Source organism: Schlesneria paludicola DSM 18645 (assembly GCF_000255655.1).
In the GTDB taxonomy this organism is placed as follows: Bacteria; Planctomycetota; Planctomycetia; order Planctomycetales; family Planctomycetaceae; genus Schlesneria; species Schlesneria paludicola.
Window position 1 is genome coordinate 3386403 of the sequence record NZ_JH636435.1, and the last position, 17241, is coordinate 3403643.

Sequence of the window (17241 nt, forward strand, 5' to 3'; positions counted from 1 at the left end):
ACTAGACACCCACCCCTCTTAACCGGGCGATCTCTTCTCGGCTGCGCAATTGCGTCAACGCGTCGAAGGCCGCTTTCACCACATTGATGGGATTGCTGGAACCACGAGTTTTGGTCAGCACGTCTGTCAGTCCAAGCGATTCCGCCACTGCACGCACGCACGCGCCGGCAATAATCCCCGTTCCGGGATTCGCGGGCATCAGCATGACCTGGCTGGAACCATAACGGCCAACCACTTGGTGTGGGATCGAGTTCTTCGTCAGCGGACAACGAATCATGTTGCGGTTAGCGGCCTTCACGGCCTTTTCCACAGCAAGCGGAACTTCGATCGCCTTGCCGTATCCGTAGCCAACGCGTCCCTGGCCATCGCCTACGACGACCAAAGCGGTGAAGCTAAATCGACGTCCACCCTTCACCACGCAAGCACATCGTCGAATCTGAACGACGCGTTCCGGGGATTCTGAATTCGTTTGTTCGCCGGCCACTATTACCATCTCCTGCCACTGGGCTGAATTCGCCAGGACATTCAGTCAGAACTTTAAAACCCTAGAATTCCAAGCCTGCAGCGCGGGCTGCTTCAGCCAATTTGGCCAGCCGACCGTGATAGCGGTAAGGCCCCCGATCGTAAGACACTTCCTTGATCCCGCGTGCCAGAGCCCGTGACGCGATCTCGCGACCAATCAGCTCCGCACCGGTGCAATTGCCACCGCTGCCAGGTTTCCCTCGCAGTGACTCTTCCAAAGTCGACGCCGAAGCGAGCGTCACGCCAGCTGCATCATCAATGACTTGCGCATAGATGTGCTTGCCACTGCGGAACACCGACAATCGCGGTCGACCAGCGGACTTCAGAGCGTTTCGCACGCGGAATTGCCGACGCTGCTTTTGCGTGGCAATGATTTCTTGGCTTTTCATGACGACCTTACCAGTTCCCGAGACCCGGGCGGTTCCTACGAACTCAATTAGCTACCGAATGCCTTACCAGCCTTACGTCGAACTCGTTCGCCCGCGTACCGAATTCCCTTACCTTTGTATGGCTCAGGTGGTCGCACTGCACGGATGTTCGCAGCGAACTGTCCCGCGGCATGCTTATCAGCACTCTTGACGGAGATGTGCGTATTGTCTGGAAGCTCGCACAACACACCCTCCGGAACCTTCAGGTCCACGCTGTGAGCGAATCCGACCTGCAGCGACAGCACACCAGACTTCAATGCCGCCTGGTAACCGACGCCGACGATCTCAAGCTTCACTTCCCACGGCGTCACGAGCCCCACAACCATGTTCGACAACAGGCTGCGCGTCAAGCCATGCAACGCCCGGCTGTCGCGACCGTCATCGGCTCGACCAACGATGACGGTATTTCCGTCCTCGATGGTGACCTGAATGCGGTCGTCAACCGACAGGGTCATTGTGCGGTTGCCTTTCGATACCGTGGCGACTCCGTCTTTAAAGCCGAAGTTCACGCCCTGAGGAATCGGGATCGGCTTCTTTCCTATACGGGACATTCTCGGTTCTCAACTAAAACGCAGACGTTCTACCACAACACAAACAAGACTTCGCCGCCAACTCGCATCTGTCGCGCTTCGCGACTGCTCACGATCCCGCGATTGGTTGAGACGATACACACGCCCAAACCCTGCAGAACCTGAGGAAGCTCTTCCACCGCCGAATACACGCGGCAACCAGGTCGGCTGACGCGTCGCAGGTGACGCACCACCGAACCGCCGTCCGCAGCATATTTCAACGCCACTCGCAAAATGCGAGGGGCATCCGCTGGAGCTTCATAGCTCCAGATATATCCTTCTCGTGCCACCGCGTCCAAAATGGAGCGATTCAGCTTGGAATTCAGCACATCCACATACGCGCTTTCGTTGCGAATCGCGTTGCGGATCCGTGTGATCATGTCCGAAACACCATCAGCCATTGCGTCACCAGCTCGCCTTCTTGACACCCGGAATCATGCCGTCCAGGGACAGGTTCCGAAAACAGATACGACACAATTTGAATTTCCGATACACGGCACGTGATCGACCGCACAACTGGCAGCGATGCTCGATGCGTGAACTGAACTTCGGTTTCTTATTCGCCTTAACCACATGTGCGGTCGTTGCCATTTGATTCCCTCGCCGACACCGAACTTGGCCTGCTTCCAGACCGCTCGAACGTCTTCACGCCTCTCTCGAAAAACTCACGCCTCATTGTCATTCGCGACAGCGAGTCGACGCCGCATGTCAGATCGCTTGATCTTTCACGAACGGAATCCCGATCTCTCGCAGCAATTGCAGCGCCTCGGCATCATCACCGGCCGACGTGACAATCGCAATGTTCATCCCTTGAACGTACGTCACCTTGTCCGGATCGATTTCCGGAAACACGGTTTGTTCATTCAAACCCATGCTGAAGTTACCGTTGCCGTCGAATCCCGTCGATCGAACCCCACGAAAGTCGCGCACTCGCGGCAACGCTAGGGTAATCAAACGGTCAAGGAAATCATACATTCGAGCGCCACGCAGCGTGACCTTGCAGCCGACGTCCACGTTTTCACGCAGTCGGAATCCCGACACGGCGCGTCGTGACTTCGTGACCTGTGGCTTCTGCCCGACGATCGTTCGCAGGTGGTCAACCGCTTCTTCAATTCGCTTGCGATCTGCCAGCGCCTTACCCAGGCCCATGCTGACCACAACCTTCAGAATGCGCGGGATCGAATGCACGTTCTCTCGACCAAGCGATTGCTTGAGAGTCGGCAGCACCTTCGTCTTATACTTATCCAACAGCCGTGACATATTCTTACCCGTACCTGGTTTCTACTGGTGTCTAGGCGCCCGCCTTTTGACGACCGATGACCCCGAGCGAAGCCTTGCATTTCTTGCAATATCGCTCACGCGTCGTTTCGCTAACCCGCGTTCCGACGCGAACACCCTTGTTACACTGACTGCAGAAGAACATCGCGTTCGAGGCCGAGATCGGCAGCTCACGCGAAAGTCGACCGCCTTGAGGGCTGCTTGGGTGTCCTCGCTTCACATGCTTGTAAACGCGATTCACACCTTCGATCAGCAACCGTTCGCCGCCATCCAGAACTCGCAAGACCTTTCTTGCGACATGGCTTGCGTCGTCACCGGCCACGACCACAACTAAATCACCTTTTCGCACGCGCATGATGCCCATTCTCACTTAAGCTGATCAGACGACTTCCGCAGCCAAACTGATAATTTTCATAAACCGTCGATCACGCAACTCACGGGCAACCGCACCGAAAATACGCGTTCCACGGGGATTATTGTCGTTGTCAACAAGCACGATTGCGTTCGCATCAAACCGGATGTAACTACCATCCGCGCGGCGGTAAGGCTGGCGTGTACGAACCACGACGCCTTTTACCACGGCCTTGTGCTGGACGCCACCGTTTGGCAGAGACTTCTGCACTGCGACGACGACGATATCGCCCAATCCTGCGTAGCGTCGATTCGACCCCAACACCTTAATACAGCGAGCCGTCTTGGCTCCGGTGTTGTCGGCCACATTGACCATTGTCTGCATCTGGATCATTTAAGCCACCGCGCTCCTGGGCAAATCACTGAACTGGTTCTGTCGCAACGGGACGATTGGCAGCCGTGACGACACTCACCACGCACCAGCGCTTCAACCGTGACATCGGACGACTTTCGACGATCTCGACGACGTCGCCGATCTTCGAAACATTGTTTTCATCATGAGCATGGCAGACCGTCGTGCCGGAAACGGTCTTTTGATACTTGGCGTGCCGGTAAACACGTCGCACTTCCACTCGCCGCGTCTTATCGCAACGATCTGAAGCCACTACCCCAACAAGTCGCCTTCTCATACATCAATTCCTGCCAGCCGCCGGATACCCAACACATACTCTCGTGATCACGCACTGCCACAGTGAGTGACCTGCCTTATGCCTTACTTCGCGGCCGCTTCGGCACCGCGCTTTTTCTCACCGATGACGGTCGCGATCCGGGCAATCTGTCGACGCAGATCGGATCGTTTGTTCGCCTTGGCTTTCGCATCATCATGCGAACCAAACCGATAACCGAACTCTTCCTTGGCACAATCAAGCGCCAGGCTCTCCAGTTGCTCTACCGCCATCTGTCGCAAATCATCGGATCGATGCACAAAATCACCTCTGTCCTTGTCACAATGGCCGCGAACGTGTTTCGACCGACAAACTGTCTTTACCCGTCACAATGACGCTCGCCGACCTTTTCTGTCCAGCCAAGGGGTCCTTTTGCGAAGCCGGAACCCGACCCCGCGAACCTCACGCCCGATCCACGCGTCAAACTATCAGACGTGTCGACCGACCATCCGCACCCGGACAGGAAGCTTATACGCCACGCGAGCAAAACATTCACGCGCTGCGGCCTGGGAAACCCCAGCCAATTCAAACAGAACCTTCCCGGGACGAACAACCGCAACCCAGTGGTCGGGCTCACCCTTACCGGTACCCATTCGCGTTTCCAGCGGACGGGCCGTCATAGGCTTGTTCGGGAAAATCCGAATATACAACTTACCTTCACCGCGAACATACTGCGTGGCGGCCACGCGGCAGGCTTCAATGGTATTACCGCGAATGTGTCCCGCATCCATCGTCTGCAGACCCCATTCTCCGAAGGCCACTGTGGCCCCTCGGGTGGCATTACCTTTTACGCGCCCTCTTTGCTCTTTGCGATGCTTGACCCGCTTGGGCATGAGAGCCATCGTTCACCTCCTCGTCGCCTAAATCGATCCACACCTTGACGCCAATTGTACCCATCGTCGTTCTCGCAACGGCGAGACCGTAATCAATTCGCTTTCGCAACGTTGACAACGGAATCGAACCGCGACTGGCCTTCTCAGTTCGGGACATTTCCGCCCCGCCCAATCGACCCGACAACTCGATCTTGACGCCGTCAACGCCCGCTTCCATCGACTGATCAAGCGACCGCTTAATCACTTTCCGGAAACTGCCTCGTTTCACCAACTGCTGAGCAATATCTTCCGCGACGAGCATGGCACTCCGGAACGGCTGCCCAATCTCGACAATCTTCAGGTCCATATGCCGGCCCGTCAGATCTTCAAGCTCCGTCTTCAGCCGGTCAACTTCTTGCCCCTTGCGACCGATGATGATCCCCGGACGTGCTGTATGCACGTGGCAGATCACCTGATCACGAGTTCGCTCGATCTCGACTTTATGAATCGCCGCAAATTCGTAGCGTTTTTTGATGAACGCGCGAATCTTCGAGTCCTCAATCAGCAGATCGCCGAATTCGGCCTTGGTCGCGTACCAGCGACTTCTCCACTCTTCGACAATCCCCAACCGAAAACCGGTAGGTCGAACCTTCTGGCCCATATGCCGAGTTCTCCCTCGCGCCGTCACCTGACGCGTCACGTTAACATTCAGACAGATCGACCACTGCCCCAACCGAAGCCGGGCAACACTTATCCAACACGAATCACTACGCCAACTTTGACTCTAAGCCAATGGTGATGTGTGTGAACCGCTTCTTAATCATGAAGCCCATCCCGCGGGCGTGCGGCTGAATTCGTTTCAGCGTCGGGCCGGAACCCGCCGTTGCCGTCGAAACGAACAACGCACCCACATTACGCTCGCCGCGGTCCTCCGCATTGGCTCGCGCACTCTTGATGAGCTTCTCAACCATCCGAGCGCTACGATTCGGAATGAAACGCAACGCGTCCAAACCGGCATCGACCGTCTTGCCCCGAACGAGATCCAACACGTGGTGAACCTTCGTCGGCGCGATACGAGCGTATTTAAGCTTCGACATGTAAATCATAATATCACCGAACCGAAAGGTTACTTGTTCCCTTTGTTTCCATGACCACGGAACAGCCGAGTCAGCGAGAACTCACCCAACTTGTGACCGACCATCTCTTCAGTCACGTACACGCTGATGTGCTGTTTGCCGTTGTGCACGAGAAACGTGTGTCCCACGAACTCAGGCGAAATCGTCGATCGCCGAGCCCAAGTCTTGATTGGTTCTTTCTTGCGAACCGCATCAAGCTTCTCGATCTTGGAGATCAAGCCCGCATCGATATACGGGCCTTTTTTAAGTGAACGTGACATCCGGAATTTCCAACAATGAACTAAGTACTGACGTGAATCTCAAACCCGGACCAATCAGAGCTTCAACTGGCCATAACGAACCGACTTACGCCGACGGATAATGGCATTCTTCGTTGGCTTCCGCGGGTTACGCGTACGACCACCCTTCGCCAGCTTTCCGGTCGGACTCACGGGGTGACGTCCACCAGATCGGCGGCCTTCACCACCACCCATCGGGTGAGCAACTGGGTTCATTGCAGAACCGCGGACGTATGGACGAATCCCCATCCATCGCACCCGCCCAGCTTTCGCCAGCACTCGGCTCGAATGCTCTGAGTTACCCACTCGGCCGATCGTCGCTCGGCAAGACGCTGGCACGCGTCGCACTTCGCCCGAAGGCAGAGTGATCTGAGCCCAAGCACCTTCCGTCGCATTGAACACCGCAGATGTCCCAGCACTGCGACACAACTGTGCCCCTTTGCCGGGTTGCAATTCGATATTGTGAATCACCGTTCCGGTTGGAATGCGATTCAATGGCAATGTGTTACCAACCTTTGGCTCGCTGTCGGGACCGCTCGAGACAGTCACGCCCGCAACAAGGCCTTCAGGAGCGATAATATAACGCTTTTCGCCGTCGCTGTATTGCAACAAAGCAATTCGCGAGCTGCGATTTGGATCATACTCAATGTGCGTCACCAACGCGCTGCACTCGTCCTTATCGCGTCGGAAATCGATCAGCCGATACATCCGCTTATGACCGCCGCCACGATGACGCGTCGTAATCTTCCCCTGGAAGTTGCGACCGCCCTTTTTCTTGACCGGCTCAAGCAGTGACTTTTCTGGCTTCTTCTTGCGGTCTGTGATTTCCTTGAAATCACTAACCATGCCGCCACGGCGTCCAGCGCTGGTCGGCTTATAGAATCGCATACCCATCGTCAGATCCCTCGAATCTCAATTCTCAAAAGAATGCAATGCGATCATCGGCACTCAGAACCACAATGGCCTTCTTGGTGTCTGCTGCCGTCGTTTCACGCATCTTGTGACGACGAGGCTTGCCAACTCGATTCATCGTCTTGACACTGACGACCTTCACACCCCACAACTCTTCCACAGCCGCACGGATATCCGTTTTGGTTGAGGACTTATTGACGAGAAACGTATAGACGTTTCTGCGTTCAACCAGGTGCGTCGCCTTTTCGGTGACGTGCGCCCTGAGAATCACATTGTATACGCTTAACGCGTTCGAGTGTTCCGCAGCCACAATCTGCCTTCCCTCATCCACAAACCAACAACTTCGACACACACGACTGACACTGACCGCAGTTCAACTACCGGGCCAGCAGCCGATCGAGGGCCGCTTTTGTAATCACGAACCGCTTCCGACCAAGAACGCTTAACGCATTCAACTCGTCGCAAGGAGCTACCGAAAATTTCGGCAGATTCCGGCACGACTTCCAAACGACAGGATCATGCTTGTCGATCGCCAGCATGCAAGACGTCTCGGCAAATCCCAATGCCTTGACCATGCCATGAATTGCACTCGTCTTCGGTGCCTCCATCTTGATCGAATCAACAACTGTCACTTCGTCGTCAACGAACTTCGACAGAATCGCCATCCGCGTTGCCAACCGAAGCGACTTGGCAGGCATCCGATAGCCCCAATCTTTCGGTCGCTTCGCAAAACAGTGACCACCGCCTCGCCGAACAGGAGTCCGCTTATTACCCATACGGGCATTACCGGTCCCCTTCTGCTTGTACATCTTCTTGCCGCTGCCAGACACTTCGGCACGCGACTTCGTCTTCGCCGTACCAACGCGCAGATTCGCCTGATACATCACGACCGCTTCATGAAGCAGAACTTCATTCACGCGATCAGCAATCTTTGCCAGATCCAACGAGTACGACTCACCGGTTGACTGACCAGTCTGCGAATAGACAGGCAATGTATGCATTGAAATAACCCCGACCCAAACACCACTCAAAACGACCACAACCGCAGGCCACTCAACAACAGATCAATAACAGTTCGTTGGACGAACCATCACATACCCGCCAGAGAACCCAGGAACCGCGCCGCGAATGAGCAGCAAATTCCGATCTGCATCAACCGACACAACCTTCATCCGACGCACAGTCGCACGCTTGCCGCCGTACCGACCTGGCATCTTGGTACCCTTGAACACCTTACCGGGATCCGTACTTTGACCAGTCGAACCACCGGACCGATGCACTTTCTTCACTCCGTGACTTGCACAGACACCACCGAAGTTGTGTCGCTTCATCACACCTGCGAATCCGCGGCCCTTCGACACGCCCGTCACGTCGACATGAGCGACTTCAGCAAACTCACCGGCCGTCAACACATCGCCAACGGCTGGCTGAGCCCCGCCACCCTCTGTGCGAAACTCGCGGACAAATCGGAACGCGCCGTCACCGCCACTCAACACCGACTTTTCAACCAGCCCCGAGAGCACACCCGCCACATGCCCGGACTCGGATCGCGAACACAGCCGTCGCGGCTTTGCTCCGAAACCAAGCTGAACAGCTTCATAGCCATCCTTTGCGACCGTCCGAACCTGCAGCACGGCACATGGACCAACCTTAACGACAGTGACCGGAACTTCCGCCCCAGCCGCATCGTAAATCTGCGTCATCCCAACCTTGGAACCCAGCAAGCCAGCCACCATGAGCCTAACCCTTCTTCCAACACAGTCACGGGAAGCAAATCCCGCAGACACCCGCCAGACAGCACTAGCGGCCGACCTTACCAGACACCACGCGACACCAACCACCTTAGCCGGCAGACGCCTTAATCTTGACGTCAACACCCGCAGGCAGCGACAGCTTATTCAACGCGTCGACAGTCTTACCCGTCGGCTGAATAATGTCGATCAACCGCTTATGAGTCCGAATCTCGAATTGCTCTCGAGACTTCTTATCAATATGCGGGCTTCTCAACACCGTGTACCGTTCGATACGGGTCGGCAGAGGCACGGGACCGTGCACAACCGCTCCCGTTCGCTTCGCGGTATCCACAATCTCAGCGGCCGATTGATCCAGTACGGAATGATCGTAAGCCTCCATCCGGATCCGAATTCGATCTTGCTTAATGGCGCTCACTCGAAAATCCCTGTACACGCACTTTGATGCTGTTGAACTTCATTTTCCACCCCAGACAACCAAACTGAGGCAGCTCACCCCGCGATGTTGGCAGCTATTAGCCACCATGAGAGCGGACATTGTCGTTAGAACGAACACTGTACCGACAGAACCTCTGCGGCGACCGCACGGCGGGGGATCGGAGATAGTATTGATGCTAGCGAACATTGTCAACGAAGCCCTTGCGGTTTCTGGTTGTTTTCGCAAACAGCCTGAAAACAAGGGCAAAACCGGCAGATTTCACCCCAACATTTCCTCAAGAACCCGCGCCGGCGCCTCATCAAACCGGAGCGGCTCCATGGAGTACGACGCGCGCCCTTGAGACAAACTTCGCACGTCGTTGGAGTACCCAAACATCGTAGCCAAAGGCGCCTCGGCGTCGATGACCACTAAATTATTGCGCAATTCTGTATTCACAATCATTGCGCGACGCGAATTGAGATCCGCCGAGACATTGCCGACAAATCCATCTGGCGTAACGACTTCCAACTTCATGATCGGCTCGAGCAGGACCGTGCCGGCCTTCTCCAGCGTCTGGCGAAACGCCATGGCCGCCGCGTATTGCAACGCCGCTTCAGTCGTCTCACCCTCGCGCCAGCCCACCCCCAGAATCGTCAACTTGATATCGTGCAGCGGAAAACCCACCGCCCCGCTACCGCCAAGCTGCTCCTGAAGCGACCGAACGAGCGTCACTTGCAGCGCCTCCGGCAAATCCCCCGGCTTCAACTGATTGACCACCGTCACGGCCGCAGACTTTGGGTCGGGTTCGATCCGAATCTTGACCGCCGCGAACTGATTCGCCCCCCCAACCTGCCGCTCAATCCGACTTTCCGCCTCGGCCGCCGAACGAACACTCTCCCGATAAGTCACGCGCGGACGGTGCGTGCGAATCTTGAGCTTGAAATCGCGCTCAATCCGCTTACTGATAATCTCCAGGTGCAACTCGCCCATCCCACTAATAATGGTTTGGCCGGTCTCTTCGCTTGAGTTCCGCGAAAACGTGGGATCCTGCTTCGCCATCAACGTCAGAACTTCTTCGAGCTTTTTCCGATCAGCACTACTCTCCGGCTCAATCGCCATCGAGATCACCGACTCCGGAAACTCAATCGACTCCAACAAAATCGGATTCAGCGGATCACAGAGTGTGTCTCCCGTCACTGATTCTTTGGGCCCAACCACACCCACAATGTCGCCCGCCGATGCCTCTTCAAGCTTTTCACGTGAGTCGGCCTGTATCCTCCAAAGCTGACTCACCAGCTCTTTTCCACCCGTCCTCGGATTCAGCAACCGTGATCGGCTCTTCAGGACGCCCGAGTAAATCCGGATGAAACAAAGCTCAGTGTGCTCATCAATGTGAATTTTGAAGACCAGCCCGCAGAATGGCTCCTTGTCCGACGGCTTCCGAACCTCTTCCTTATCCTTTTTAGGATTTGGATTGCGCCCCTTCACCGGCGGCAAATCGTCAGGACTTGGCAGGTAGCGAATCACGGCATCCAGAATCGGCTGCACACCCACATAGTCTAATGACGCGCCGCACAACACCGGCTGAAGCTGACACGTAATCACCGCCTTGCGAAGAACACGAATCACCTGATCGGGAGGCAGATCACCAGTTTCGTCAAATATCGCAAACGCATCATCATCCAGCAGGGCGATCGCATCGATCAAACGCGCTCGCCATTCCTGAGCCCGATCGACCTCAGCCTCGGGAATCGGCTCAACTCGAATCTCGCGTCCCTGATTCTCTCGACTGAAGTAGAGCGCCTTCATCTCGATCAGATCGATCACGCCGCAAAACCCGTTCGGGCGATCGACGGGCCCTTCACCGATGGGTAGCTGCAACGCAACCGGATTCGCATGTAATCGATTCTCGATCTGCCCGAACACGCGCTCGAAGCCAGCTCCGATCCGATCCATCTTGTTGATGAAGCAGACTCGCGGCACGCGATAGTGATCCGCCTGCCGCCACACCGTCTCACTCTGAGCCTCAACACCCTCGACGGCACTAAAGACGACAACACCGCCATCGAGCACCCGCAAGCTTCGCTCAACCTCGGCGGTAAAGTCCACGTGACCAGGCGTATCGATGATATTGACAACATGCCCCTGCCACTTGCAGGAAATGGCGGCCGAATAAATCGTAATCCCGCGTGCCGCTTCTTCCGGATCGAAGTCCGTCACCGTCGTGCCGGCATCCACATCTCCCATGCGATGCGTCGCTCCGGCATAGAACAGGATTCGCTCTGTGGTCGTGGTCTTACCGGCATCAATGTGAGCAATGATCCCGATGTTGCGAATCTGTTGAATATCCGTGGCCACGATCAGGCCTCCGTCGTGAAGTCTTGATACAAAGAGACCCGGTATCACTGGATACCGGGTCTTGATGATAACTCAGATTCCGCCATCGATCAGCACAAGGCCGTGAGGCGAATAGGCAAACCGTCCGAAGGCGATTACCACGCGAAGTGGGCAAAGGCCTTGTTCGCGTCGGCCATACGATGCACGTTTTCGCGCTTCGTGATCGCCGCACCTTCACGTCGATAAGCGGCCATTAACTCTTCGGCCAAGCGTCGGTTCATTGGACGCCCTTTCTTATCGCGACAAACTTCCAGAATCCAGCGGATCGCCAGCGTCTGCTGACGCTTGGAATTCACAGGAGTCGGCACCTGGTAGTTCGCACCACCAACGCGCTTTGACTTCACTTCCAGCGACGGCCGACAATTCTCGACCGCGACGGTAAAGATTTCGACGGGCTCTTTGTCGGGAATCTTTTCGGCGATCAGATCCATCGCATCGTAGAACGATCGCTGAGCGACGCTCTTCTTGCCGTCGTGCATCAGACAGTTGATGAACTTCGACACAAGCTTCGAACCATAGCGTGGATCTGGGGCCAATTGCGATCGACTGCGTGTGAACTTATCTGCCATGTTTGATTCTTTTTCCGCAATAACTCAGCGAACATCTCAACGGGCCAGCACGAACACGACCCGATATTAACTCGTCGCCCCAAACACCACGATCGTTCGCGAGTGCCATCCGACAAACGCTCGACCGGCAGCGATTTACTTGGGTCGCTTGGCACCGTAACGGCTGCGAGCTTGCATACGCTTGGCAACGCCCAACGTATCCAGCACCCCGCGGATGATCTTGTAACGAACCCCTGGCAAGTCGCGAACACGACCACCGCGAACCAGCACGATCGAGTGTTCTTGCAGGTTGTGGCCTTCACCGGGGATGTAAGCCGTGACTTCTTTTCCATTCGAAAGACGAACACGGGCCACCTTACGCAGCGCAGAGTTCGGCTTCTTCGGGGTGACCGTTTTCACCAACAGACACACACCGCGTTTCTGCGGGCAACCTTCCAACACCGGAGTCTTGGTGCGAACGGGTTGATGTTTTCGCGGTTTGCGAATCAGTTGATTGATCGTCGGCATTCTTTTACCTGTGTCTTATCGATGAGGCGGCTTCCGGCCCAACGCGCACTACTGAACGTTTGGTGGGAAACCATAGAGTGTAAATTTCAACCGCCAGAACTTCAAGCTTGGCTGTGAGAGTCCTGTATTTGTCCTCGATTTTTAAATTCACTTCACCCCCAAAACGGGTTCCAAGAACCCATTTTCCGGGGTGATCCGCGAATTTACTTGTTGTCCGTCATCGTATTCGTCAAATCCGGCTCGTTCAGCAAGTTGGCACGAGCAGCCAAGATGCGGTCACGCTCGGCATAAATTTCGGCCAACGCTTCCGGCTTGATCTTCACTTCCGACTGCTGATGCAGTTGGAAACCGGTCCCTGCCGGAATCAAGTGGCCAAGAATCACGTTTTCCTTCAAACCAACCAGATTGTCGATCTTGCCAGCGATGGCCGCCTCGGTCAGCACCTTGGTCGTTTCCTGGAAACTCGCTGCCGAAATAAAGCTGTCGCTCTGAACAGCCGCCTTCGTGATCCCCAGCAACTGGGTGCTCGCATTGGCGGGCTTCGGCTTGGCCGTCTTGATCAGCGAACCATTCGATCCTTCGATTTCGCGATTCACTTGTTCGATGGTTTCCAGAGGAACCACATCGCCTTCGTGGAATTCCGAATCCCCAGGATCGGACACCCGCCCACTGGATTGCAGCTTCTGGTTCATCTTACGGAACTCGAAGCGGTCAACCAGCACGCCTGGCAGCATCACTGTATCACCCACATCTTCGACCTTCAGCTTACGCAACATCTGCGACAGCACGATCTCAATGTGCTTGTCGTCGATCACCACGCGCTGTGAACGGTACACGGTCTGAATTTCGTGTAGCAGGTACTGCTGCACGGCTTCTTCACCGCTCACCCTCAGAATGTCGTGTGGAACCAACGGACCACGAACCAGTGCGTCCCCGGCCCGCACCTGATCCTTGGCATGCACCAGCAACTGCTTGCCGTGCGGAATGACGTGTTCCTTCTCGGTACCATCGGCACCGCGAACGATGATGATTCGCTTGCCGCGTTTCTTCTCGGCGACAAGTTCCACTTCACCGTCGATCTCCGCGATGATCGCGGGCTCTTTCGGCTTCCGTGCTTCGAACAGCTCGGTGACTCGCGGAAGACCACCAGTGATGTCCTGCGTACCCGACGTTTCTCGCGGATTCTTCGCCAAAACCGTACCAGCGGAAATCTGCTGACCTTCCAGCACTTCGATACTCGCACGTTCCGGCAAGTAGTAGAAGTCGAGAATCTTGCCGGTCGAATCTTCCAGCACGATCTGCGGATGCAGGTCGCCCTTGTGCTCGATCACGGTCTTACGAATATTGCCGCTTGGATCCTTCTCGGATCGAATCGATTGTCCTTCGATCAAGTCTTCGAACCGAACGCGACCGCCGACTTCGCAGAGAATCGGAATCGAGTGCTGATCCCACGTGCAAAGCACCTGGCCCACAGCCACGTTTTCGTTCTCGGCAACCTGCAACACAGCCCCGGTGGGAACCGTGTAGCGTTCGAGTTCGCGATCCTTCGAATCCACAACAAGGATCTCACCGTTTCGACCGAGCACCACGCTCTTGCCGTCGGCGTTCACCACGCTGCGAATTCGAGCAAGTCGCACATGACCGGCACGACGCGACTTGATTTCGCTTTCCTGAATGTCCTTGATCGCGACGCCCCCGATATGGAACGTACGCATCGTCAACTGTGTACCAGGCTCACCGATACTCTGAGCGGCGATGATCCCGACCGCCAGACCTTCTTCGACCAGCGAACCAGTCGACAAGTCCATCCCGTAACACAGACGACACATCCCCAGATCGGACTCGCATGTCATCGGGCTGCGGACCTGGATCTTCTCCAGTCCCATCTCTTCAATCTTGCGAGCGATATCCACCGTGATCATCTCGTCTTCGCGAACGATGACTTCGTCCGTGATCGGATTCACAATGTTCTGCCGACTGACACGACCACGAATCGCGTCAGCCAGGCTGACTTCGACTTTCTCGCCTCGATAGACCACACCGCGGGTAATCCCCTTGGTGGTTCCGCAGTCATGCGAAGTGACGACCATGTTCTGGCAGATGTCTGCGAGCTTACGGGTCAAGTAACCGCTGTCTGCCGTCTTCAAAGCAGTATCGGCCAGACCCTTACGCGCACCGTGCGTCGAGCTGAAGTATTCCAGCACCGACAGACCTTCGCGGAAGTTCGCCTTAATCGGGGTTTCGATGATTTCGCCGCTTGGCTTGGCCATCAAACCACGCATCCCGGCAAGCTGTCGGATCTGCTCCTGACCCCCTCGAGCACCCGAGTCGGCCATCAGATACACGGGGTTCACATAGTGCCCGTTATCACGATGGTCGTTCTTGAACGCTTCCATCATCGCGATCTTGATTTGATCGCTGGCATGCGTCCAGGTATCGAGAACCTGTTCATACCGTTCCTTGGCCGTGATCACACCCTTCTCATACAGCTTCTGCTTCTTGAGAACCGTGGCCTCGGCAGCCAGAATCACCTTTTCCTTGTTGTCCGGAGTCTTCAGATCGCTGGCGGCGAACGACAGACCACTGCGGGTCGATTCCCGGAAGCCAACTTCCTTCATCCGGTCAAGCAGCTTGATCGTTTGACGTCGTCCCAACTCCAGGTAGCAGTCGGAAATGACGTTCGCCAAATCCTTGTTCTTCATCGTCTGGTTGTAGAACGCCATCTTCGGAGGAAGGATGTCGTTGAACATGATCCGCCCGACGCTGGTCTCGACGACGCCACCCAAGGTGTAATCGTCCGAACCTTCGCCCTTGACGCGTTTGTCCTTCGGCATCCGAACCTTGATCGCGGTGTGCAGCGTGACCTTGCCCAACAAAAAGGCCGTGTGCACTTCTTGCGTCGAGGCAAAGATCATCCCATCACCAGGCCGGTCGGCCTTCTTCAATGTGACGTAGTAGCAACCCATCACGATATCTTGTGACGGACTGATGATCGGGGCACCGTTCGACGGACTGAAGATGTTATTGGTCGACATCATCAGGGTCGTGGCTTCGACTTGAGCTTCGATCGACAGCGGCAAGTGCACAGCCATCTGATCGCCGTCGAAGTCGGCGTTAAAGCCCTTACACACCAGCGGGTGAATTCGAATGGCGTTTCCTTCGACCAGGATTGGTTCGAACGCCTGAATACCCATTCGGTGCAGCGTGGGAGCTCGGTTCAACAACACCGGATGATTGGTGATGACCTCTTCGAGAATATCCCACACCTCTTCGTCACGTCGTTCCAGCATTCGCTTGGCGCTCTTGATGGTATCGGCGTGGCCGAGTTCCTTGAGCCGACGAATGATGAACGGCTGGTACAGTTCGAGCGCGATCTTTTTCGGCAGACCACACTGATGCAGTTCCAGGTTCGGACCGACGACGATCACGCTTCGGGCGGAATAGTCGACGCGCTTACCCAGCAGGTTCTCGCGGAACCGCCCCTGCTTACCCTTGATCATGTCGGTCAAGGATTTCAGAGGACGGTTCGACGACCCCAGCACTGGTCGCTTACAACGATTATTATCAAACAACGCATCCACCGATTGCTGCAGCATGCGCTTTTCGTTGCGCACGATGACTTCGGGGGCATTGAGGTCAACCAGTTTTTTCAACCGGTTGTTGCGGTTGATAATACGACGATACAGGTCGTTCAAATCGCTCGTTGCGAAGTTACCTGAATCGAGCAAAACCAACGGCCGCAAATCCGGCGGGATCACGGGAACGCAGTCCAGTACCATCCATTCGGGCTTGTTGTCGCTGTCGCGCAGTGCTTCGGCGATCTTGAGCCGCTTGATCAGCTCTTTCTTCTTCTGCTGGCTGGATGTCTTCTTCAGCTCAATGCGGAGCTGCTCCGAGAGCTCCCGCAGATTCAACCCGGTCAGCAACTTCTTGACAGCATCGGCACCCATTTCGATTTCGAAGGTGCCTTCGCCATACTTCGCCCGAGCCTGACGCGCTTCTTCTTCCGTCAGCAACTGCCCCTTCCGCAGCGGGGTATCGCCGGGGTCGAGAACGATGTAATCCTGGAAGTAGACGACCTTTTCCAGCGCGGTCGTCTTCACATTCAGCAAGGCACCCAGACGGCTGGGCATCGACTTGAAGAACCAGATATGGACGACGGGCGCCGCCAGTTCGATATGCCCCATGCGCTTGCGACGCACACGACTGTGGGTGACCTTCACGCCGCAGCGATCGCAGATCATCCCTTTGTACTTCATCCCGCGATATTTACCGCAAGCGCATTCCCAGTCCTTTTCAGGCCCAAAGATCCGCTCGCAGAACAAACCGTCACGCTCGGGGCGATAGGTTCGGTAGTTGATGGTTTCTGGCTTTTTGACTTCGCCAAAGGACCAGCCGCGGATGTCTTGCGGACTGGCCAAACCAATCTTGATTGCTGAATACTCGTTGACGCGATCGTATGTGGTTTCACCGACGCTCACGGCGTGCTCCTTCGTTTGGCAGGCGGGAAGTCGAATTGTTCGGACGTTGAAAGCGGCCTGAATCGTCGGCCGGCTCAAATCCTGACGGATGAAGCCGGCAGCGGACG

The 17241-nt window shown here is 55.8% G+C and carries 23 protein-coding genes; all 23 read right to left on the reverse strand.

All coding sequences use genetic code 11. The annotated features are described in order from the left end of the window. Position 1: 1 nt before the first annotated feature. The 23 genes from rpsE to rpoC all read right to left on the reverse strand — a co-directional run bounded on the left by rpsE (position 2) and on the right by rpoC (position 17134). Positions 2–493 carry a 30S ribosomal protein S5 gene (gene rpsE / locus OSO_RS0132665; RefSeq protein WP_050986229.1) on the reverse strand — a complete coding sequence of 164 codons (492 nt, stop codon included), beginning with the start codon at positions 491–493 and terminating at the stop codon, positions 2–4. A 52-nt stretch (positions 494–545) separates the two neighbouring features. Then, the gene (rplR, locus tag OSO_RS0132670; RefSeq protein ID WP_010587094.1) at positions 546–911 is read right to left on the reverse strand and encodes a 50S ribosomal protein L18; all 366 of its coding nucleotides are present in this window, start codon (positions 909–911) and stop codon (positions 546–548) included. A gap of 47 nt (positions 912–958) precedes the next feature. Next, the gene (gene rplF, locus OSO_RS0132675) at positions 959–1501 is read right to left on the reverse strand and encodes a 50S ribosomal protein L6 (RefSeq protein WP_010587095.1); all 543 of its coding nucleotides are present in this window, start codon (positions 1499–1501) and stop codon (positions 959–961) included. 29 nt (positions 1502–1530) lie between these two features. Then, entirely contained in the window at positions 1531–1920 is a 390-nt protein-coding gene (gene rpsH / locus OSO_RS0132680; protein ID WP_010587096.1) for a 30S ribosomal protein S8, read from the reverse strand. A 4-nt stretch (positions 1921–1924) separates the two neighbouring features. After that, positions 1925–2110 carry a type Z 30S ribosomal protein S14 gene (locus tag OSO_RS0132685; RefSeq protein WP_010587097.1) on the reverse strand — a complete coding sequence of 62 codons (186 nt, stop codon included), beginning with the start codon at positions 2108–2110 and terminating at the stop codon, positions 1925–1927. A 117-nt stretch (positions 2111–2227) separates the two neighbouring features. After that, positions 2228–2779 carry a 50S ribosomal protein L5 gene (gene rplE, locus OSO_RS0132690; protein ID WP_010587098.1) on the reverse strand — a complete coding sequence of 184 codons (552 nt, stop codon included), beginning with the start codon at positions 2777–2779 and terminating at the stop codon, positions 2228–2230. Between the two features lie 31 nt (positions 2780–2810). Then, complete coding sequence (gene rplX / locus OSO_RS0132695) at positions 2811–3152, reverse strand: 50S ribosomal protein L24 (protein WP_010587099.1); 342 nt, start codon at positions 3150–3152, stop codon at positions 2811–2813. 24 nt (positions 3153–3176) lie between these two features. After that, positions 3177–3542, reverse strand: a complete 366-nt coding sequence (gene rplN / locus OSO_RS0132700; protein ID WP_010587100.1) for a 50S ribosomal protein L14 — start codon at positions 3540–3542, stop codon at positions 3177–3179. Between the two features lie 25 nt (positions 3543–3567). Continuing rightward, complete coding sequence (gene rpsQ / locus OSO_RS0132705; protein ID WP_040592733.1) at positions 3568–3837, reverse strand: 30S ribosomal protein S17; 270 nt, start codon at positions 3835–3837, stop codon at positions 3568–3570. An 83-nt stretch (positions 3838–3920) separates the two neighbouring features. Next, positions 3921–4106, reverse strand: a complete 186-nt coding sequence (locus tag OSO_RS0132710; protein WP_157605593.1) for a 50S ribosomal protein L29 — start codon at positions 4104–4106, stop codon at positions 3921–3923. 195 nt (positions 4107–4301) lie between these two features. Beyond that, on the reverse strand, positions 4302–4715 hold the full coding sequence (gene rplP / locus OSO_RS46040; protein WP_029247731.1) for a 50S ribosomal protein L16: 414 nt from the start codon (positions 4713–4715) through the stop codon (positions 4302–4304). Then, positions 4654–5346, reverse strand: coding sequence for a 30S ribosomal protein S3 (gene rpsC, locus OSO_RS0132720; protein WP_010587104.1), 693 nt, complete (start codon positions 5344–5346; stop codon positions 4654–4656). Before rpsC ends, rplP begins: the two co-directional genes overlap by 62 nt. Before the next feature lie 106 nt (positions 5347–5452). Continuing rightward, positions 5453–5782 (reverse strand): 50S ribosomal protein L22, encoded by a 330-nt coding sequence (gene rplV, locus OSO_RS0132725; protein ID WP_010587105.1) that lies wholly within the window; start codon positions 5780–5782, stop codon positions 5453–5455. 29 nt (positions 5783–5811) lie between these two features. Further along, positions 5812–6081, reverse strand: a complete 270-nt coding sequence (gene rpsS, locus OSO_RS0132730; RefSeq protein WP_010587106.1) for a 30S ribosomal protein S19 — start codon at positions 6079–6081, stop codon at positions 5812–5814. 54 nt (positions 6082–6135) lie between these two features. Beyond that, positions 6136–6993 carry a 50S ribosomal protein L2 gene (rplB, locus tag OSO_RS0132735; protein ID WP_010587107.1) on the reverse strand — a complete coding sequence of 286 codons (858 nt, stop codon included), beginning with the start codon at positions 6991–6993 and terminating at the stop codon, positions 6136–6138. A 25-nt stretch (positions 6994–7018) separates the two neighbouring features. Beyond that, entirely contained in the window at positions 7019–7321 is a 303-nt protein-coding gene (gene rplW / locus OSO_RS0132740; protein WP_010587108.1) for a 50S ribosomal protein L23, read from the reverse strand. A 67-nt stretch (positions 7322–7388) separates the two neighbouring features. Next, positions 7389–8012 (reverse strand): 50S ribosomal protein L4, encoded by a 624-nt coding sequence (rplD, locus tag OSO_RS0132745; RefSeq protein ID WP_029247733.1) that lies wholly within the window; start codon positions 8010–8012, stop codon positions 7389–7391. 63 nt (positions 8013–8075) lie between these two features. After that, the gene (gene rplC / locus OSO_RS0132750) at positions 8076–8747 is read right to left on the reverse strand and encodes a 50S ribosomal protein L3 (RefSeq protein ID WP_010587110.1); all 672 of its coding nucleotides are present in this window, start codon (positions 8745–8747) and stop codon (positions 8076–8078) included. Positions 8748–8853: 106 nt separating this feature from the next. Next, entirely contained in the window at positions 8854–9180 is a 327-nt protein-coding gene (rpsJ, locus tag OSO_RS0132755) for a 30S ribosomal protein S10 (RefSeq protein WP_010587111.1), read from the reverse strand. A 279-nt stretch (positions 9181–9459) separates the two neighbouring features. Continuing rightward, the gene (gene fusA, locus OSO_RS0132760) at positions 9460–11538 is read right to left on the reverse strand and encodes an elongation factor G (protein WP_010587112.1); all 2079 of its coding nucleotides are present in this window, start codon (positions 11536–11538) and stop codon (positions 9460–9462) included. Positions 11539–11672: 134 nt separating this feature from the next. Further along, the gene (gene rpsG / locus OSO_RS0132765) at positions 11673–12146 is read right to left on the reverse strand and encodes a 30S ribosomal protein S7 (protein ID WP_010587113.1); all 474 of its coding nucleotides are present in this window, start codon (positions 12144–12146) and stop codon (positions 11673–11675) included. Between the two features lie 135 nt (positions 12147–12281). Continuing rightward, entirely contained in the window at positions 12282–12653 is a 372-nt protein-coding gene (rpsL, locus tag OSO_RS0132770; RefSeq protein WP_010587114.1) for a 30S ribosomal protein S12, read from the reverse strand. A gap of 203 nt (positions 12654–12856) precedes the next feature. Beyond that, positions 12857–17134 (reverse strand): DNA-directed RNA polymerase subunit beta', encoded by a 4278-nt coding sequence (gene rpoC, locus OSO_RS0132775; protein WP_010587115.1) that lies wholly within the window; start codon positions 17132–17134, stop codon positions 12857–12859. Positions 17135–17241 lie beyond the last annotated feature (107 nt).

Excerpts from the sequence above, each read along its gene's own strand:
- rpsE (WP_050986229.1), bottom strand. The coding sequence starts at position 493 with ATGGTAATAGTGGCCGGCGAACAAACGAATTCAGAATCCCCGGAACGC.
- rplR (WP_010587094.1), bottom strand. The coding sequence starts at position 911 with ATGAAAAGCCAAGAAATCATTGCCACGCAAAAGCAGCGTCGGCAATTC.
- rplF (WP_010587095.1), bottom strand. The coding sequence starts at position 1,501 with ATGTCCCGTATAGGAAAGAAGCCGATCCCGATTCCTCAGGGCGTGAAC.
- rpsH (WP_010587096.1), bottom strand. The coding sequence starts at position 1,920 with ATGGCTGATGGTGTTTCGGACATGATCACACGGATCCGCAACGCGATT.
- OSO_RS0132685 (WP_010587097.1), bottom strand. The coding sequence starts at position 2,110 with ATGGCAACGACCGCACATGTGGTTAAGGCGAATAAGAAACCGAAGTTC.
- rplE (WP_010587098.1), bottom strand. The coding sequence starts at position 2,779 with ATGTCACGGCTGTTGGATAAGTATAAGACGAAGGTGCTGCCGACTCTC.
- rplX (WP_010587099.1), bottom strand. The coding sequence starts at position 3,152 with ATGCGCGTGCGAAAAGGTGATTTAGTTGTGGTCGTGGCCGGTGACGAC.
- rplN (WP_010587100.1), bottom strand. The coding sequence starts at position 3,542 with ATGATCCAGATGCAGACAATGGTCAATGTGGCCGACAACACCGGAGCC.
- rpsQ (WP_040592733.1), bottom strand. The coding sequence starts at position 3,837 with ATGAGAAGGCGACTTGTTGGGGTAGTGGCTTCAGATCGTTGCGATAAG.
- OSO_RS0132710 (WP_157605593.1), bottom strand. The coding sequence starts at position 4,106 with ATGGCGGTAGAGCAACTGGAGAGCCTGGCGCTTGATTGTGCCAAGGAA.
- rplP (WP_029247731.1), bottom strand. The coding sequence starts at position 4,715 with ATGGCTCTCATGCCCAAGCGGGTCAAGCATCGCAAAGAGCAAAGAGGG.
- rpsC (WP_010587104.1), bottom strand. The coding sequence starts at position 5,346 with ATGGGCCAGAAGGTTCGACCTACCGGTTTTCGGTTGGGGATTGTCGAA.
- rplV (WP_010587105.1), bottom strand. The coding sequence starts at position 5,782 with ATGTCGAAGCTTAAATACGCTCGTATCGCGCCGACGAAGGTTCACCAC.
- rpsS (WP_010587106.1), bottom strand. The coding sequence starts at position 6,081 with ATGTCACGTTCACTTAAAAAAGGCCCGTATATCGATGCGGGCTTGATC.
- rplB (WP_010587107.1), bottom strand. The coding sequence starts at position 6,993 with ATGGGTATGCGATTCTATAAGCCGACCAGCGCTGGACGCCGTGGCGGC.
- rplD (WP_029247733.1), bottom strand. The coding sequence starts at position 8,012 with ATGCATACATTGCCTGTCTATTCGCAGACTGGTCAGTCAACCGGTGAG.
- rplC (WP_010587110.1), bottom strand. The coding sequence starts at position 8,747 with ATGGTGGCTGGCTTGCTGGGTTCCAAGGTTGGGATGACGCAGATTTAC.
- rpsG (WP_010587113.1), bottom strand. The coding sequence starts at position 12,146 with ATGGCAGATAAGTTCACACGCAGTCGATCGCAATTGGCCCCAGATCCA.
- rpsL (WP_010587114.1), bottom strand. The coding sequence starts at position 12,653 with ATGCCGACGATCAATCAACTGATTCGCAAACCGCGAAAACATCAACCC.